The organism is Streptomyces roseoverticillatus (genome assembly GCF_000719265.1).
Classification (GTDB): domain Bacteria; phylum Actinomycetota; class Actinomycetes; order Streptomycetales; family Streptomycetaceae; genus Streptomyces; species Streptomyces roseoverticillatus.
In genome coordinates this window covers 310,742-326,284 of sequence record NZ_JOFL01000002.1, presented here as the reverse complement: position 1 = coordinate 326,284, position 15,543 = coordinate 310,742, and the positions used below count along the sequence as shown (strand labels likewise).

At 73.7% G+C, this 15,543-nt stretch carries 20 protein-coding genes; 7 read left to right on the top strand and 13 right to left on the bottom strand.

Annotated features, from left to right (window positions below; genetic code table 11):
* Nucleotides 1-3: 3 nt before the first annotated feature.
* Genes IF61_RS0103710 through hisI form a run of 3 tightly spaced genes read right to left on the bottom strand, consistent with a single transcriptional unit; the run spans nucleotide 4 to nucleotide 2,561 of the window.
* Nucleotides 4-606, bottom strand: a complete 603-nt coding sequence (locus tag IF61_RS0103710) for a TIGR02234 family membrane protein (RefSeq protein WP_052392359.1) — start codon at nucleotides 604-606, stop codon at nucleotides 4-6.
* A 48-nt stretch (nucleotides 607-654) separates the two neighbouring features.
* Nucleotides 655-2,181: an anthranilate synthase component I gene (locus IF61_RS0103705; RefSeq protein ID WP_030364747.1), complete on the bottom strand. Its 1,527-nt coding sequence runs from the start codon at nucleotides 2,179-2,181 to the stop codon at nucleotides 655-657.
* Between the two features lie 11 nt (nucleotides 2,182-2,192).
* Nucleotides 2,193-2,561 carry a phosphoribosyl-AMP cyclohydrolase gene (gene hisI / locus IF61_RS0103700; protein ID WP_030364746.1) on the bottom strand — a complete coding sequence of 123 codons (369 nt, stop codon included), beginning with the start codon at nucleotides 2,559-2,561 and terminating at the stop codon, nucleotides 2,193-2,195.
* Between the two features lie 74 nt (nucleotides 2,562-2,635).
* Here hisI and IF61_RS33165 point away from each other — a divergent pair, with 74 nt between their 5' ends.
* Genes IF61_RS33165 through IF61_RS0103685 form a run of 3 tightly spaced genes read left to right on the top strand, consistent with a single transcriptional unit; the run spans nucleotide 2,636 to nucleotide 4,739 of the window.
* A complete protein-coding gene (locus tag IF61_RS33165) occupies nucleotides 2,636-3,481 on the top strand; it encodes a hypothetical protein (protein WP_157848538.1) in 846 nt (281 codons plus the stop codon).
* A gap of 45 nt (nucleotides 3,482-3,526) precedes the next feature.
* Nucleotides 3,527-4,159 carry a TIGR03085 family metal-binding protein gene (locus IF61_RS0103690; RefSeq protein ID WP_030364744.1) on the top strand — a complete coding sequence of 211 codons (633 nt, stop codon included), beginning with the start codon at nucleotides 3,527-3,529 and terminating at the stop codon, nucleotides 4,157-4,159.
* Between the two features lie 40 nt (nucleotides 4,160-4,199).
* Nucleotides 4,200-4,739: a DoxX family protein gene (locus IF61_RS0103685; protein ID WP_030364743.1), complete on the top strand. Its 540-nt coding sequence runs from the start codon at nucleotides 4,200-4,202 to the stop codon at nucleotides 4,737-4,739.
* 17 nt (nucleotides 4,740-4,756) lie between these two features.
* Here IF61_RS0103685 and hisF read toward each other — a convergent pair whose 3' ends face one another.
* The 8 genes from hisF to hisD form a co-directional block, all read right to left on the bottom strand.
* Nucleotides 4,757-5,512: an imidazole glycerol phosphate synthase subunit HisF gene (hisF, locus tag IF61_RS0103680; RefSeq protein WP_030364742.1), complete on the bottom strand. Its 756-nt coding sequence runs from the start codon at nucleotides 5,510-5,512 to the stop codon at nucleotides 4,757-4,759.
* Complete coding sequence (locus IF61_RS0103675) at nucleotides 5,509-5,910, bottom strand: Rid family hydrolase (RefSeq protein WP_030364741.1); 402 nt, start codon at nucleotides 5,908-5,910, stop codon at nucleotides 5,509-5,511. Before IF61_RS0103675 ends, hisF begins: the two co-directional genes overlap by 4 nt.
* Nucleotides 5,907-6,635: a bifunctional 1-(5-phosphoribosyl)-5-((5-phosphoribosylamino)methylideneamino)imidazole-4-carboxamide isomerase/phosphoribosylanthranilate isomerase PriA gene (priA, locus tag IF61_RS0103670; protein ID WP_030364740.1), complete on the bottom strand. Its 729-nt coding sequence runs from the start codon at nucleotides 6,633-6,635 to the stop codon at nucleotides 5,907-5,909. Before priA ends, IF61_RS0103675 begins: the two co-directional genes overlap by 4 nt.
* A gap of 73 nt (nucleotides 6,636-6,708) precedes the next feature.
* On the bottom strand, nucleotides 6,709-7,350 hold the full coding sequence (gene hisH / locus IF61_RS0103665) for an imidazole glycerol phosphate synthase subunit HisH (RefSeq protein WP_030364739.1): 642 nt from the start codon (nucleotides 7,348-7,350) through the stop codon (nucleotides 6,709-6,711).
* Nucleotides 7,347-7,514, bottom strand: a complete 168-nt coding sequence (locus IF61_RS36200) for a hypothetical protein (RefSeq protein WP_030364738.1) — start codon at nucleotides 7,512-7,514, stop codon at nucleotides 7,347-7,349. Before IF61_RS36200 ends, hisH begins: the two co-directional genes overlap by 4 nt.
* A complete protein-coding gene (hisB, locus tag IF61_RS0103655) occupies nucleotides 7,511-8,104 on the bottom strand; it encodes an imidazoleglycerol-phosphate dehydratase HisB (protein WP_030364737.1) in 594 nt (197 codons plus the stop codon). Before hisB ends, IF61_RS36200 begins: the two co-directional genes overlap by 4 nt.
* A complete protein-coding gene (locus IF61_RS0103650; protein ID WP_030364736.1) occupies nucleotides 8,101-9,207 on the bottom strand; it encodes a histidinol-phosphate transaminase in 1,107 nt (368 codons plus the stop codon). Before IF61_RS0103650 ends, hisB begins: the two co-directional genes overlap by 4 nt.
* The gene (gene hisD / locus IF61_RS0103645) at nucleotides 9,204-10,529 is read right to left on the bottom strand and encodes a histidinol dehydrogenase (RefSeq protein WP_030364735.1); all 1,326 of its coding nucleotides are present in this window, start codon (nucleotides 10,527-10,529) and stop codon (nucleotides 9,204-9,206) included. Before hisD ends, IF61_RS0103650 begins: the two co-directional genes overlap by 4 nt.
* Nucleotides 10,530-10,674: 145 nt before the next feature.
* Here hisD and IF61_RS0103640 point away from each other — a divergent pair, with 145 nt between their 5' ends.
* The 4 genes from IF61_RS0103640 (at nucleotide 10,675) to IF61_RS37855 (ending at nucleotide 13,742) form a co-directional block, all read left to right on the top strand.
* On the top strand, nucleotides 10,675-12,276 hold the full coding sequence (locus IF61_RS0103640; RefSeq protein ID WP_030364734.1) for a hypothetical protein: 1,602 nt from the start codon (nucleotides 10,675-10,677) through the stop codon (nucleotides 12,274-12,276).
* A 44-nt stretch (nucleotides 12,277-12,320) separates the two neighbouring features.
* Nucleotides 12,321-13,058 carry an LON peptidase substrate-binding domain-containing protein gene (locus IF61_RS0103635; RefSeq protein ID WP_030364733.1) on the top strand — a complete coding sequence of 246 codons (738 nt, stop codon included), beginning with the start codon at nucleotides 12,321-12,323 and terminating at the stop codon, nucleotides 13,056-13,058.
* A gap of 17 nt (nucleotides 13,059-13,075) precedes the next feature.
* The gene (ybaK, locus tag IF61_RS0103630; protein ID WP_030364732.1) at nucleotides 13,076-13,567 is read left to right on the top strand and encodes a Cys-tRNA(Pro) deacylase; all 492 of its coding nucleotides are present in this window, start codon (nucleotides 13,076-13,078) and stop codon (nucleotides 13,565-13,567) included.
* A gap of 100 nt (nucleotides 13,568-13,667) precedes the next feature.
* Nucleotides 13,668-13,742 (top strand): 50S ribosomal protein bL37, encoded by a 75-nt coding sequence (locus tag IF61_RS37855; RefSeq protein ID WP_430542707.1) that lies wholly within the window; start codon nucleotides 13,668-13,670, stop codon nucleotides 13,740-13,742.
* Nucleotides 13,743-13,987: 245 nt separating this feature from the next.
* On the opposite strand, the gene IF61_RS0103625 is transcribed toward IF61_RS37855, so the two are convergent.
* Both IF61_RS0103625 and IF61_RS0103620 read right to left on the bottom strand, forming a co-directional pair.
* A complete protein-coding gene (locus IF61_RS0103625; protein WP_043187622.1) occupies nucleotides 13,988-14,629 on the bottom strand; it encodes a hypothetical protein in 642 nt (213 codons plus the stop codon).
* A gap of 56 nt (nucleotides 14,630-14,685) precedes the next feature.
* Nucleotides 14,686-15,525, bottom strand: a complete 840-nt coding sequence (locus tag IF61_RS0103620) for an ABC transporter permease (RefSeq protein ID WP_030364730.1) — start codon at nucleotides 15,523-15,525, stop codon at nucleotides 14,686-14,688.
* Between the last annotated feature and the right edge of the window lie 18 nt (nucleotides 15,526-15,543).

Genomic DNA, 15,543 nt, shown 5'->3' with positions numbered 1-15,543 from the left:
GTGTCACGCCCTCGTCGGGTCCTCGCCGCGGTCGAGGGCCTTCCACAGCTCCTCGGGCCGCTCGGGGTCCGGGGCCGTCCGGACGCGGCGCGGGCGGGGGGTGCCGTCGCGCTCGTAGCGGTTGGACATGGCCGGCCAGTGGCGGCCGAAGCGCAGGGCGAGGAGGCCGGCGAGCAGCAGCAGGACACCGCCCGCAAAGGCGACCCACGGCCAGGCGGTGTGGGTGACGTGGTCGACGGCGCCGCTGGTGAGGCCGTTGGCCTTGGCGGCCTGCTCCTCCAGGGCGGAGGTGTCGCCCGCGCCCGTGACCGCGCCGGCGACGACGCCCGCGCCCGCGAGGACGAGGCCGGCGGACACCACGGTGCGCCAGACGCCGCGGACGGCGAAGACCGCGACGAGGGCGGCGAGGCCCACGATGGCGAGGGCGCCGGGCAGGCCCGTGACGTCCTGGCCGCTGACGTGCTTGGTGACGGTGCTCTGGGCGACGGTCGTCGTGCCCTCGGCCCAGGTGCGGCCGCCCGCGAGCAGGGCGAGGGCGGCGCCGGCGGCGCCCAGGAGCAGTGCGGTGCCGACGGTTCCGCGGCGGGGGGTTACGGCTTTGCTCACGGGTCCACTATCCCTTGTGGGGGTGTTTGCGGTGCTGCCGGGGTCACGCTAGGCCAGCCGGTTCGCCGAGTGCACGGCGCGCAGCACCGCCGCCGCCTTGTTGCGGCACTCCGCGTCCTCCGCGGCCGGGTCCGAGTCGGCGACGACGCCCGCGCCGGCCTGGACGTAGGCCGTGCCCTCCTTCAGGACGGCGGTGCGGATGGCGATGGCGGTGTCGGAGTCCCCCGCGAAGTCCAGGTAGCCGACGCAGCCGCCGTAGAGGCCGCGCCGCGACGGCTCCAGCTCCTCGATGATCTGCATGGCCCGCGGCTTGGGCGCGCCGGAGAGCGTGCCGGCGGGGAAGCAGGCGGTGAGCACGTCGAAGGCGGTGCGCCCGGCGGCCACGCGGCCGGTGACCGTGGAGACGATGTGCATCACGTGGCTGTAGCGCTCGATCGACATGAAGTCGACGACCTCGACGCTGCCGGGCTCGCAGACCCGTCCGAGGTCGTTGCGGCCGAGGTCGACGAGCATGAGGTGCTCGGCGCGCTCCTTGGCGTCGCCGAGGAGCTCCTCGGCGAGGGCCGCGTCCGCCTGCGGGGTGGCGCCGCGCGGCCGGGTGCCGGCGATGGGGTGCACCATGGCCTGCCCGTCCTCGACCTTGACGAGGGCCTCGGGGCTGGAGCCGACGACGTCGAAGCCGTCGAACCGGAACAGGTACATGTACGGGCTGGGGTTCGTGGCCCGCAGCACGCGGTAGACGTCGAGCGCGGAGGCCGTGCAGGGCGTCTCGAAGCGCTGTGAGGGCACGACCTGGAAGGCCTCGCCGGCGCGGATGCGCTCCTTGATGTCCTCGACGGCCGCCATGTAGTCGGGGCCGCCCCAGCGGGCGGTGTACCCGGGCAGCTCGGAGGGCGGCAGGGCGGTGGGGGCCGAGGGCGCGGGCCGGCGGAGGTCGGCGGCCATGGCGTCGAGCCGGGCGACGGCGTCCGCGTACGCCTCGTCCACGCCGCTGTCGAGGTCGTTGTGGTTGATCGCGTTGGCGATCAGCAGGACGGTGCCGTTCCAGTGGTCGAGGACGGCGAGGTCGGAGGTGAGGAGCATGGTGAGCTCGGGCAGGCCGAGCGGGTCGCGGTCCTCGCCGCCGTGCTCGCCGATCTTCTCCAGGCGGCGGACGACGTCGTAGCCGAGGTAGCCCACCATGCCGCCGGTGAAGGGCGGCAGCCCGGCGCCCTCCATGAGGTCGCGCGGGGTGTGCAGGGCGGCCACGGTCGCGCGCAGCGCCTCCAGCGGGTCGCCGTCGGTGGGCACGCCGACGGGCGGGGCGCCCAGCCAGTGCGTCCGGCCGCCCCGCGCGGTGAGCGTCGCGGAGCTGCGGACGCCCACGAAGGAGTAGCGCGACCAGGTGCGGCCGTTCTCGGCGGACTCCAGCAGGAAGGTGCCCGGCCGCTCGGCGGCGAGCTTGCGGTACAGGCCGACGGGCGTGTCGCCGTCGGCGAGGAAGCGCCGGGTGACGGGGATGACCCGGCGGTCCTTCGCGAGCGTACGGAAGGTCTCGGCGTCCGGCGTGACGTCACCGGTGGTCGTGGCAGCCATGGCAGCGGAGCCTACTGGCCGAGCGGGAGGACGCCGGCATCGAAACAGGTGCGGTCGCCTGTGTGGCAGGCGGCGCCGGTCTGGTCGACCTTGACGAGGAGGGTGTCCGCGTCGCAGTCGAGGGCCACGGACTTCACGTGCTGGACGTGTCCGGACGTGTCGCCCTTGACCCAGTACTCCTGCCGGCTGCGGCTCCAGTAGGTGCAGCGGCCGGTGGTGAGGGTGCGGTGGAGCGCCTCGTCGTCCATCCAGCCGAGCATGAGGACCTCGCCGGTGTCGTACTGCTGGGCGATGGCGGGGACGAGCCCGTCGGCACTGCGCTTGAGGCGTGCGGCGATGGCGGGGTCGAGGGAGGACGCGGGGGCGGTGTTGCCGGTCATGGGTCCATTCTGCCGCGCGGACGGGCCGGGACCCCCCGGGCGGCGGTGTCAGTGGCGTACGGCATGCTTCGCCCATGAGTACTCCGCCCTCGAACTCCCCGCAGCCGCCCGGTGGCGGCGGTGGGTTCGGCCCGCCGCAGCAGTTCGGGCCGCCGTCAGCCCAGCCGCCCGCCCCGCCCTACGGACAGCCGCAAGCACCGCAGGGGTACGGACAGCAGCCGGGATTCGGCCAGCCGGGCCAGCAGCCGGGCTTCGGTCAGTACGGGCAGCAGCAGTACGGCCAGCAGTTCGCCCCGCCGATGCCGCCCCCGCCCTCGGGCAACAAGGGTGCGAAGGTCGCCGCGATCGTCATCGGCGGCGTGCTGGTGGTCGGTCTCGTCGCGGGCGGCATCCTGCTGACCGCGAGCGGCGACAAGGGCAAGAAGGACCCGGTCGCCAAGCCGAACGGCTCGTCGAGCCCGTCGGCCGCGCCCTCCGCGCCGAGCGCCGACCCGGGCGGTCCGGGCGCCGACCCGTCGAACCCCGACCCGTCCGCGTCCTCCTCTTCCCCGTCGGTGTCCCGCGTGCCGTACGTGGTCCTGAAGCCCGGCCAGTGCTTCGACCACCCGCGCATGTCCCTCGGCCTCACCGAGGTGAAGACGAAGCCGTGCAGCGGTCCGCACGACGGCGAGGTCATCGCCAACGAGACCCTGACCGGCAAGTTCGACTCCGAGCTGGACATCCAGACCAAGGCCCGCGAGATGTGCAAGAAGGACGCACAGGACCGGATGCGCTCCATAACCGACGGCAAGAACTACTACTCGTACGTGCTCTACCCGACCCCGGTCACCTACTCCCGCGGCCAGGACCAGATCACGTGCTCGATGACGCTGAGCGTCTCTCAGGGCGGCCAGAAGATGGACGCGCCGCTGCCCAAGTAGCCGCGGGGCGTGGCAGCGGCGGGGCGCCGGCCGTAGGGTGGCGCCATGTCGACCCACGCCCAGCGCGAACGTCTGCTCCTCGCCGATCTGTTGGAGTCGGCGGGCCCGAACGCACCGACGCTCTGCGACGGCTGGCGGACGCGTGACCTGGCGGCCCACGTCGTCGTGCGGGAACGCCGCTCCGACGCCGCCGCCGGGCTCGTGTTCCGACCGCTGGCCGCGCGCCTGGAGCGGGTGCAGGCGGAGTTCGCCGCCAAGCCGTACGAGGAGCTGATCCAGCTCATCCGCACCGGGCCGCCGCGGCTGTCGCCGTACGCCCTCAAGCAGATCGACGAGGCCGCGAACACCATCGAGTTCTACGTGCACGCCGAGGACGTGCGCCGGGCCCAGGAGGACTGGGCCCCGCGCGAGGTGGACCCCGTCTTCGCGGACGCCCTGTGGACCCGCCTGGAGCGGGTGACCCGGATGCTCGGCCGCCGCTCCCCCGTCGGCCTGGTCCTGCGCCGTCCCGACGGCCGCACGGCGGTCGCGCAGCGCGGCACGCCCGTGGTCACCGTCACCGGGGAACCCGGCGAGCTGACCCTCTTCGCCTTCGGCCGCCAGGCCGCCGCCCGGGTGGAGCTTGAGGGCGACAAGGACGCGGTGGCGAAGCTGGAGGGGGCACGGCTGGGAATCTGAGGGTCCGTGCCGGACCCCGACCCCCAGAGGTGCCCCCTCCATGGCCTACATCAGCAGACCCGCCCGCTCCGCCCCGGCTGCCGCCGCGCTCTCCCCGGCCGGCTTCTCGCTCGGGGTCCTGCTCCTGCGGCTGATGCTCGGCATCATCATGGTCGCGCACGGCACGCAGAAGCTCTTCGGCTGGTTCGACGGGCCCGGCCTCGACGGGACGGCGAAGGGCTTCGAGGCCTGGGGCTATCCAGCGCCCGAGGCGATGGCCGTCGTCGCCGGCCTCAGCGAGACGCTCGGCGGCGCGGGCCTCTTCCTCGGGCTCCTCACGCCGCTCGCCGCGGCCGCCGTGCTGGGCACGATGGTCAATGCGCTCGGGGTGACGTGGGAGGGCGGTTTCCTGCTGCCGAAGGGCGTGGAGTTCACCCTGCTGGTCGCCGTCTCGGCGGCGGCGCTCGCGCTCACGGGCCCCGGGAGGTACGCGGCGGACGCGTACCTCCCCGTGGTGCGGCACCACCGGCTGTCGTACGGGGTCGCGGCGATCGCCCTGGCGCTGGTGGTGGGGGCGGTCTTCCTGCTGATCCGGGACTGAGCGTTCGGCGGACGCCCCTACCGGACCGGGTGGCCCGACTCGCGCAAGGCCGTCTTGACGTCGGCGATCCGCAGGTCGCCGAAGTGGAAGACCGACGCGGCCAGGACCGCGTCCGCGCCCGCCTCCACCGCCGGGGCGAAGTGCTCCAGGCGGCCCGCGCCGCCGCTCGCGATGACCGGGACCGTGACGTGCTTGCGCACGGCACGGATCATCTCGGTGTCGTAGCCGTCCTTCGTGCCGTCGGCGTCCATAGAGTTCAGCAGGATCTCGCCGGCACCGAGCTCCGCCGCGCGGTGGGCCCACCCGACGGCGTCGAGGCCGGTGCCGCGACGGCCGCCGTGGGTGGTGACCTCGAAACTGCCGGAGGGGGTCCGGCGGGCGTCGACCGACAGGACGAGGACCTGCCGGCCGAAGCGCTCGGCGATCTCCCGGATCAGCTCGGGCCGCTCGATGGCCGCCGTGTTGACGCCGACCTTGTCGGCGCCGGCCCGCAGCAGCTTGTCGACGTCGGCCGCGGTGCGGACGCCGCCGCCGACGGTCAGCGGGATGAACACCTGCTCGGCGGTGCGGCGCACCACGTCGTAGGTGGTCTCGCGGTTGCCGGAGGAGGCGGTGATGTCGAGGAACGTCAGCTCGTCGGCGCCCTCCTGCCCGTAGACCTTGGCCATTTCCACGGGGTCGCCCGCGTCGCGCAGGTTCTGGAAGTTGACGCCCTTGACGACCCGGCCGTTGTCGACGTCCAGGCAGGGGATGACTCGGACCGCCAGGGTCATGTGCTCGTTGCTCCTCGGTACGCTTCTACTTCTACTTCGACCAGTACGCGCGAGTCGACGAAGCCGGAGACGACCGCCAGGGTCGCGACGGGCCGTACGGCGTCGAAGAGCTCCTTGTGGGCGCGGGCGACCGCGTCCACGTCCCGCGCGTGGGTCAGGTACATCCGGGTGCGGACGACGGCGTCGGCGCCGAGACCGAACCGCTCCAGCTCCGCGAGGGCATTGCCGAAGGCCGCCCTGGCCTGCTCGTAGGGGTCACCCTCCCCGTGCAGCACGGAGCCGTTGAACGGCAGGGTTCCCGCCACCAGCACACGGTCTCCCGCCGCGACCGCGCGCGCACAACCGAAGGCCTCTTCCCAGGGACTGTCGCTCTGCACACGCTGCACGGCTTCGGTCATGCGGACACAGCCTCCAGGGCCTCTTCCAAGGTGAACGCCTTGGCGTAGAGGGCCTTTCCGACGATGGCGCCTTCGACACCCTCCGGTACCAGGTTGGCAATCGCGCGCAGATCGTCAAGGGACGAAACCCCGCCGGAGGCCACGACCGGCTTGTCGGTGGCGGCGCAGACGTTCTTCAGCAGCTCCAGGTTGGGGCCCTGGAGGGTGCCGTCCTTGGCGATGTCGGTGACGACGTAGCGGGCGCAGCCCTCGCGGTCGAGGCGGGCGAGGGTCTCGTAGAGGTCGCCGCCGTCGCGGGTCCAGCCGCGGCCGCGCAGGGTGGTGCCGCGGACGTCGAGGCCGACCGCGATCTTGTCGCCGTGCTCGGCGATGACCTTGGCGACCCACTCGGGGGTCTCCAGGGCGGCGGTGCCGAGGTTGACGCGAGTGCAGCCGGTGGCGAGGGCGGCGGCGAGCGAGGCGTCGTCGCGGATGCCGCCGGACAACTCGACCTTGATGTCCATGGCCCCGGCCACCTGGGCGATGAGCTCGCGGTTGTCGCCGGTGCCGAACGCGGCGTCGAGGTCGACGAGGTGCAGCCACTCGGCGCCGGAGCGCTGCCACTCCTGCGCGGCGGCGAGCGGGGCACCGTACGACGTCTCGGAGCCGGACTCGCCGTGGACGAGGCGCACGGCCTGGCCGTCGCGGACGTCGACGGCGGGGAGCAGTTCGAGGCGGTGCGTCATGAGTACGACCTTACGGTGGTGTCGGGGGCGGACCGGGCGCAGCGCTCCGCCGGGGCGGAGACGGCGAGGCGGGTCACAGCGTTCCCAGCCAGTTGCGGAGCAGCGTCGCTCCGGCGTCGCCGGACTTCTCGGGGTGGAACTGGGTGGCCCACAGGGGACCGTTCTCCACGGCGGCGACGAAGGGCTCGCCGTGCGTGGCCCAGGTGACCTTGGGGGCGCGGATGTTGGGGTTGGTCACTTCCAGGCTCCACTCGCGCACCGCGTAGGAGTGCACGAAGTAGTAGCGGGTGTCCGCGCCGAGGCCGGCGAAGAGCTGGGAGTCCGCGGCGGGGGTGACGGTGTTCCAGCCCATGTGCGGGACGACGTCGGCCTTGAGGGGCTCCACGAGGCCGGGCCACTCGTCGAGGCCTTCGGTCTCCACGCCGTGCTCGATGCCGCGCTCGAAGAGGATCTGCATGCCGACGCAGATGCCCATCACGGGGCGGCCTCCGGAGAGGCGGCGGCCGACGATCCAGTCGCCGCGGGCGGAGCGCAGGCCCTGCATGCAGGCGGCGAACGCGCCGACGCCGGGCACGAGGAGGCCGTCGGCGTTCATGGCCTTTTCGTAGTCGCCGGTGATCTCGACGTCCGCGCCGACGTGGGCGAGGGCGCGCTCGGCGGAGCGGACGTTGCCGAAGCCGTAGTCGAAGACGACGACCTTCTTCGGGGCGCTCATGACCAGAGTCCTTCGATGCGGAGGGTGCCGGCGGCCAGGCACATCGCGGCGCCTATGCCGAGGAGCACGATGATGCCCTTGGGCATGCCCTGCTTGAGGAAGGAGATGATGCCGCCGACGAGGAAGAGGCCGACGACGATGAGCGTGGTGTTGAGGCCGTTCACAGGGCGCCCTTCGTGGAGGGGAGGATTCCGGCTGCGCGCGGGTCGCGCTCGGACGCGTAGCGCAGGGCCCGGGCGAGCGCCTTGAACTGGCACTCCACGATGTGGTGGGCGTTGCGCCCGTACGGGACGTGCACGTGCAGGGCGATCTGGGCCTGCGCGACGAAGGACTCCAGGATGTGCCGGGTCATCGTCGTGTCGTACGTGCCGATCATGGGCGCCATGTTCTCGGGCTCGGTGTGCACGAGGTAGGGGCGGCCGGAGAGGTCGACGGTGACCTGGGCGAGGGACTCGTCCAGGGGCACGGTGCAGTTGCCGAAGCGGTAGATGCCCACCTTGTCGCCGAGGGCCTGCTTGAAGGCGGCGCCGAGTGCGAGGGCGGTGTCCTCGATGGTGTGGTGGGTGTCGATGTGCAGGTCGCCGTCGGTCTTGACCGTGAGGTCGAAGAGGCCGTGGCGGCCGAGCTGGTCGAGCATGTGGTCGTAGAAGCCGACCCCGGTCGACACGTCGACCTGCCCGGTCCCGTCGAGGTCGATCTCGACGAGGACGGACGTCTCCTTGGTGGTGCGCTCGACGCGCCCAACGCGGCTCATGAGTGGTTCTCCTTGCGAATGGCGCGTACGGCGTCCAGGAAGGCGTCGTTCTCCTCGGGGGTGCCGGCGGTGACCCGCAGCCACCCCGGTACGCCGTTGTCCCGGACCAGCACGCCGTGGCCGAGGATGGCCCGCCAGGCGGCGGGGCTGTCCGCGAACCGGCCGAACTGCACGAAGTTGGCGTCCGAGTCGGTCACCTCGCAGCCCATCGCGCGCAGCTCGGTGACGAGGCGGTCGCGTTCGGCCTTGAGCTGCTCGACGTAGCCGAGCAGGGTGTCGGTGTGCTCCAGGGCGGCGAGGGCCGTGGCCTGGGTGACGGCCGACAGGTGGTACGGCAGGCGCACGAGCTGGACGGCGTCGACGACCGCGGGGTCCGCGGCGAGGTAGCCGAGGCGGAGCCCGGCCGCGCCGAAGGCCTTGGACATGGTGCGGGAGACGACGAGGTTCGGGCGGCCCTCGATGAGCGGCAGCAGCGAGGGGCGGTGGCTGAACTCGCCGTACGCCTCGTCGACGACCACGAGCGACGGCCGGGCCGCCTGCGCGGCCTCGTACAGCCGCAGGACCGTCTCCGCCTCGACCGCCGTGCCCGTGGGGTTGTTGGGCGAGCAGACGAAGACGACGTGGGGCCGGTGCTCGGCGATGGCGCGCTCGGCCGCCTCGACGTCGATGGTGAAGTCCGCGCGGCGGGGGCCGGAGATCCAGCCGGTGCCGGTGCCGCGGGAGATCAGGGCGTGCATCGAGTACGAGGGCTCGAAGCCCATGGCCGAGCGGCCGGGGCCGCCGAAGGCCTGGAGCAGCTGCTGGAGGACCTCGTTGGAGCCGTTGGCGGCCCAGACGTGTCCCATGGTGACCTCGTGGCCCGCGGTGCGGGTGAGGTACCTGGCGAGCTCGGTGCGCAGCTCGACCGCGTCCCGGTCGGGGTAGCGGTTGAGGTGGCGGGCGGCCTCGGCGACGCGCTCGGCGATGCGGGCGACGAGGGGCTCGGGCAGCGGGTAGGGGTTCTCGTTGGTGTTCAGGCGTACGGGCACGTCGAGCTGGGGGGCGCCGTACGGGGACTTGCCGCGCAGCTCGTCCCGGATGGGGAGGTCGTCGATGCCGGTCACTTGCTTTCCGGGACCTTCCAGTCGAACCGTGCCTTGACCGCCGCGCCGTGCGCCGGCAGGTCCTCGGCCTCGGCGAGCGTCACCACGTGGCCCGCGACCTCGGCCAGGGCCTCCCGCGTGTAGTCCACAACGTGGATGCCGCGCAGGAAGGACTGCACGGACAGCCCGGAGGAGTGGCAGGCGCAGCCGCCGGTGGGCAGCACGTGGTTGGAGCCGGCGGCGTAGTCGCCGAGGGAGACGGGGGCGTACGGGCCGACGAAGATCGCGCCGGCGTTCTGCACGCGGGCGGCGACGGCCGCGGCGTCCGCGGTCTGGATCTCCAGGTGCTCGGCGCCGTAGGCGTCCACGACGGCGAGGCCGTGGTCGACGGAGTCGACCAGGACGATGCCGGACTGGCGGCCGGAGAGCGCGGGCACGATGCGGTCCTCGATGTGCCGGGTCATGGCGACCTGGGTGCCGAGCTCCTTCTCGACCGCGTTCGCGAGCTCCTCCGAGTCGGTGACGAGGACGGAGGCGGCCAGCGGGTCGTGCTCGGCCTGGCTGATCAGGTCGGCGGCGACGTGCACGGGGTCGGCGGTGGCGTCGGCGAGGATGGCGATCTCGGTGGGGCCGGCCTCGGCGTCGATGCCGATGCGGCCCTTGAGCAGCCGCTTGGCGGCGGCGACCCAGATGTTGCCCGGGCCGGTGACCATGTTGACCGGGCGGCACTCCTCGGTGCCGTAGGCGAACATGGCGACGGCCTGGGCGCCGCCCGCGGCGTACACCTCGTCGATGCCCAGCAGCGCGCAGGCGGCCAGGATCGTGGGGTGCGGCAGGCCGCCGAAGTCCGCCTGGGGCGGGGAGGAGACGGCCATGGAGCCGACGCCGGCCTCCTGGGCCGGCACCACGTTCATGATCACGGACGAGGGGTAGACGGACCGGCCGCCCGGCACGTACAGCCCGACGCGCTGGACGGGGACCCAGCGCTCGGTGACCGTGCCGCCGGGCACGACCTGGACGGTCTTGTCGGTGCGGCGCTGCTCGCGGTGGACGATGCGGGCGCGGCGGATGGACTCCTCCAGCGCGGCCCGGACGGCCGGGTCGAGCTCCTCCAGGGCCTTGGTGATCGCCCCGGTGGGGACCCGCACCTGGCCGATCTTCACTCCGTCGAAGCGCTCCGCGTAGTCGATCAGGGCCGCGGTGCCGCGATGATGCACGTCCTCGCAGATGGGCCGCACCTTCTCCAGGGCGGCCTCGACGTCGAGTTCGGCTCGGGGCAGCAGGTCGCGGTCGACAGCGGCCTCGGAGGAGGAGGCGCCGCGCAGATCGATTCGGGAGATCACACGGTAATTGTCTCAGACCCGCCCCGTCGCACCGCGCCCCGTACCACTCACTGGTACAGGTGTTTCACCGAGAGTGTTCAATCGGTCACCCGGAGGGAATGGGGACGGTACACCGAGGTGCACGTGACGGGAGGGGGTGCGGAGCGTGACCGATCCGCGAGACGGCGGCCCTCCGCCGGAGCTGGGGCTGACCGCGACCGAGCAGGCGATGTGGAAGGCGTTCCGCGCGGCCCGCACGCACGACCTGCGCACGCCCCGCCCCGAGTGGAACGACCCGCGCGGCCCGCACACGTGGGGCCCCGAGCGCAGCGTGCGGGCCCGCGTCGTGGCCCTGCTCCTGCTGGACGGCCCGCCCCCGCTGCCGGGCCGGGTGGCCGCCCTCAAGCTGAACGGCGTGCAGATCACCGGCACGCTCGACCTCTCCGGCGGCACGGTCGTGCCCTACGTCGAGCTGCACAACTGCCGCTTCGAGCAGGAGGTGCTCCTGCCCGAGAGCCAGTTCACCACCCTGCGCCTGATCGCCTGCTCGCTCCCCCGGCTGGAGGCCGCCCGGCTGCGCACCGAGGGCGACCTGCACCTGCCGCGGTGCGTCGTCCGGCGCGGCATACGGCTGACCGACGCCCAGATAGGCACCGACCTCCTGCTCAACCAGCTGGTCGTGCGCCCCGACCGGCGCGGGGTCTCCATAGCGGCCGACGGGATGAGCGTCGGGCAGGACATGCAGGCGGAGATGATGCGCTCGTACGGCGAGCTCAGCATGCGGGCCGCGACGATAGGGGTCTCGCTGAGCCTGCGCGGCTCCACGCTGAGCAATCCCCACGGCAGACGCGCCTTCAACGCCCCGCAGCTGACCGTGGAGCGCACCCTCTACCTCACGGGCGCGGGGGTCGGCGGCTATCCGTTCACCACCGGCACCACTCCCCCGTACGGCATCACCACCACCCCGCAGCACGGCGTCCGCACGCAGGCCTTCGAGTGCCGGGGCGGGGTGCGACTGGACGACGGCCGGTTCGGCGACGCCGTCGACTTCAGCGAGGCCCGGTTCGCGCTGGAGGCCGACCAGGAGCTGTCGCTGCGCCGCATCCAGACGCCCGAGCTGCGCTTCCTCGGCGAGTGGGCGCAGCGCGGCCGCGTGGTGCTCTCCGGCGCCCGCGTGTCCAACCTGGTCGACCGCTACGACAGCTGGCCCGGGCCCGGCAGCCTGGTCATGGCCGGCTTCTCCTACGAGACGCTGATACCGCTCGGCCACTTCCCCTTGAGCCTGCGCCTGGATTGGGTGGCCGCCGCCACGCCCGAGTACGCCCCCGAGCCGTACGAACAGCTGGCGGGCGCCCTGCGCGACAGCGGCGAGGACGCGGACGCCCGGGCCGTCCTCCTCGCCAAGCAGCGCCGCCGCCGCGAGACGCTGCCCCCGGCCGGCAAGGCCTGGGGCTATCTCCAGGACTGGATGGTGGCCTACGGCTACCGGCCCGGCCGGGCGGCCGTGTGGATGGCCGTGCTGTGGGCCGCCGCCACCGTCTACTTCACCCTGCGGCCCGTGCCGCCGCTGAAGGAGGGCGAGGGCCCCGCCTGGAACCCCTGGCTGTACGCCCTCGATCTGCTCGTGCCGGTCATCGACCTCGGGCAGGGCAACGCCTGGCGGCCCACGGGCCTCACGCAGTGGGTGGTCGCGGTGCTGATCCTGCTCGGGTGGGTGCTCGCGACGACCGTGGCGGCGGGCGCCTCCCGGCTGCTGCGCCGGCAGTGAACGCCGGGGCGGCACCGGTGCACAGGCCATTAGGCTTACCGGCTGTGACCACCGCGCGCCTGCCCCTCTTCCCGCTGAACTCGGTGCTGTTCCCCGGACTCGTCCTGCCCCTGAACGTCTTCGAGCAGCGGTACCGCGCGCTGATGCGCGACCTGTCGGCGCTCCCCGAGGAGGAACCGCGCCGCTTCGGCGTCGTCGCCATCCGCGACGGCAGCGAGGTCGCGCCCACGGCCCCCGGCCTGCCCGAGGGCGCCCGCCCCGAGCCCGGCCCGGCGTCCGGCTTCGGCCCCGACCCGCTCAAGGCGTTCCACACCGTCGGCTGCGTGGCGGAGGCGGCCACCATCCGGGAGCGCACCGGCGGCACGTACGAGGTCCTCGCCACCGGCACCACCCGCTTCCGACTGCTGTCGGTCGACGCCTCCGGTCCGTACCTGACGGGCGAGGTCGAGGACATCGCGGAGGAACAGGGCGAAGGCGCGGGCGCGCTCGCCTCCGGGGTCGTCCGGGCCTTCCGCGCCTACCAGAAGCGGCTCGCCGGGGCGACCGAGCGCACGCTCGCCGGGCAGACCGACCTGCCGGGCGACCCGTCCGTGCTCTCCTACCTCGTCGCCGCGGCGGCCATGCTCGACACCCCGGCGAAGCAGCAGCTCCTGGAGACCCCGGACACCGCGACGCGGCTCGCGCGCGAGCTGAAAATGCTGCGCGCCGAGACCGCGGTGATCGGTAAGCTCCCCTCCCTGCCGGCCACGGACCTGATCCGGCAGCCGACGAACCCCAACTGACCGGACGGAACGGACTCTTGGCGCGCAAGCAGCGGGCGGGCTCGACCCCGGCCATCGTCGCCCTGGAGAAGGCGGGGACCGTCTTCACCGTGCACTCCTACGACCACGACCCGGCCACCGCGTCCTACGGGACGGAGGCCGCGGAGGCCCTCGGGCGGGATCCGGCACAGGTCTTCAAGACCCTCGTCGCCGAGGTCGACGGCGCGCTGACCGTCGCCGTCGTGCCCGTCTCCGGCTCCCTCGACCTGAAGGCCCTCGCGGCGGCCGTCGGCGGCAAGCGGGCGGCGATGGCCGACCCGGCGGCCGCGGAGCGCACGACGGGGTACGTACGGGGCGGGATCTCGCCGCTCGGTCAGCGCCGGCGGCTGCCGACCGCGCTGGACGCCTCCGCGCGCTCCCACGCGACCATCTGCGTCTCGGCGGGGCGCCGGGGCCTGGAAGTCGAGCTCTCGCCCGGTGACCTGGCCGCGCTCACGGATGCGGTGATCGCGCCGATCGCCCGCGGGTGACCCCGATGGTGCGGGGGGTCTGGACGGCCGCCCGTCCCTCGGCTACGACCGTCGGAGCGGGCCGCCGCGCGTGCGGCCCGCGACCCCGGGAGGGACGCCCATGTCGAAGCGCACCCGCAAGCGCCGCTGGCGCCTGAAGAAGAACCGCGCGAACCACGGCCGCAGGCCGGCGTAGCCGGCCCGCTGATCGAGGGTACGTACCGGCCCCGGTGAGGCGACGATTCCGCCGGACTCTCACCGCTGTGGTGCACCGCCGTTGCGGCGGAGGGGAATGCCCCGGTCCCGCCCTTTCACCGTTTCCCCCTGCGGGGGGCCTGGGGGGCTTGCCCCCCGTTTCGGGAAGGGGCGGGTCAGGGGAATCACCCCCGCCGCGACGGCGCGCAACCCCCACTGGAGGTGCCCGGCGGTGCCGGACTCGGCTCAGGCCGGATTCCCGGGCTCTCCGGACGTCCAGTCCGGCACCGGCTCCGGATCCCGCGGCCCGAACAGCGCCGTCAGCACGAGATGGACGGCCATCGCCGCGAGCGGCCACGCCAGGAGCGTGCCCTTCGCCGCCAGCTTGAGCGGGGCGTCGAAGACGACGCCGCGCCCCGCCGCGCGGGCCGCCGCCACCACGTCCGACGTGGGGCCCAGCCACATGCCGAGGCGCCAGGCGACGAGCGAGGCGAGGAAGGAGCCCGCGGCCAGCCCGACCACGAGCGGAACGCCCCCGCGGCGCCGCAGCCAGAAGACGACGGCCCCGCTGAGCACACCGAATCCGAGGGCCAGCAGCGCGAACGTGCCGTCGGCTCCGATGGCCTGCTCGCCCTCGCTGTTCTTCAGGTAGACGGCCTTGCCGTCCGAGATGAGCGGGACCTTCGGCGCGAGCCACGCCCACAGCAGTCCCAGCAGCAGGCCGGAGACCGCCACCACCGCGGCGACGACCGCGGCCTGCCGCAGTTCGGCGCGCGTCTGGGCACGGCGCTCGGCCTCGTCCACGGGGAGGAGCGCGGGCTCCGTGGGCCCGGCTGCGGGCCCGGGCTCGTTCGAGGGCGGGTCATGCGGCGTCAGCGGTGCGGTCACCCTGTCATCGTGCCAGGTCGGCGCCGCGGACCCGGCGGCAGGACGGTCCTGGCGCGTCACCGCACGGCCGCCCGGCGGTACGCCCACGTCGCCGCGGCCAGCGAGACCACGCCGACGGCCGCGCACACACCGAGGTCGGCGGCGACCACGGCCCAGTCGGGGCGCGCGTCGAAGCTGCGGGCGAGCGCCTCCACCCCGTACGTGGAGGGGAGCAGGTCGCGCGCGTAGGCGATGGGCGCGGGCATGTGCGCGGCGGGCAGCACGCCCAGGAGCAGCGCCGCCGACATGCCGAGCTGTCCGCAGAGCGTGGCCAGTTCCTGGCGCGGTGCGAGCAGCCCGAGGGCCGCGCCGAGGCCGGCGAGGGCCGCGCCGGAGAGCGGGACGACCGCGGCGAGCACCCACAGGTGCCCCATCGGGAGGCCGAAGAGCGCGCTGCCCACGACGGCCGTGACGGCGGTGCCGGGCACGGTGAAGGAGGCGTACGCGCCGGCCGCGCCGAGCACGACGGCCGCGGGCGGCACGGGCAGCGTCGCGTAGTGGTCGAGGCCGCCGCTCGCGCGCAGCTGGCCGAAGTACTGGGCGAGGAGGTTGAGGGCGACGAAGGCCACGACGAGCACGCTGGAGCCGGCCACGACGGCCCGCGCCTCGGCGCCGCCGTCCACCACGCCCCGCATCATGATCATGATGCCGACGGACTGGAACGTCGCCACGAACAGCAGCGGGATCCGCGCGACCCGGGCCCGCGAGAGCTGCGCGCGGTACACGGCGGCCAGGGCGGGCAGCAGCTTCGCCCGGGGCGCGAGCGGGGCGGCGCCGTCGCCGCCGGACCGCGGCCGGGTGTCGCCCCCGGACCTGACCGCCCCGGCGGTTACCGCTTCTGCGGACACAGCACTCACCCGGCACAGCTCCTGTTC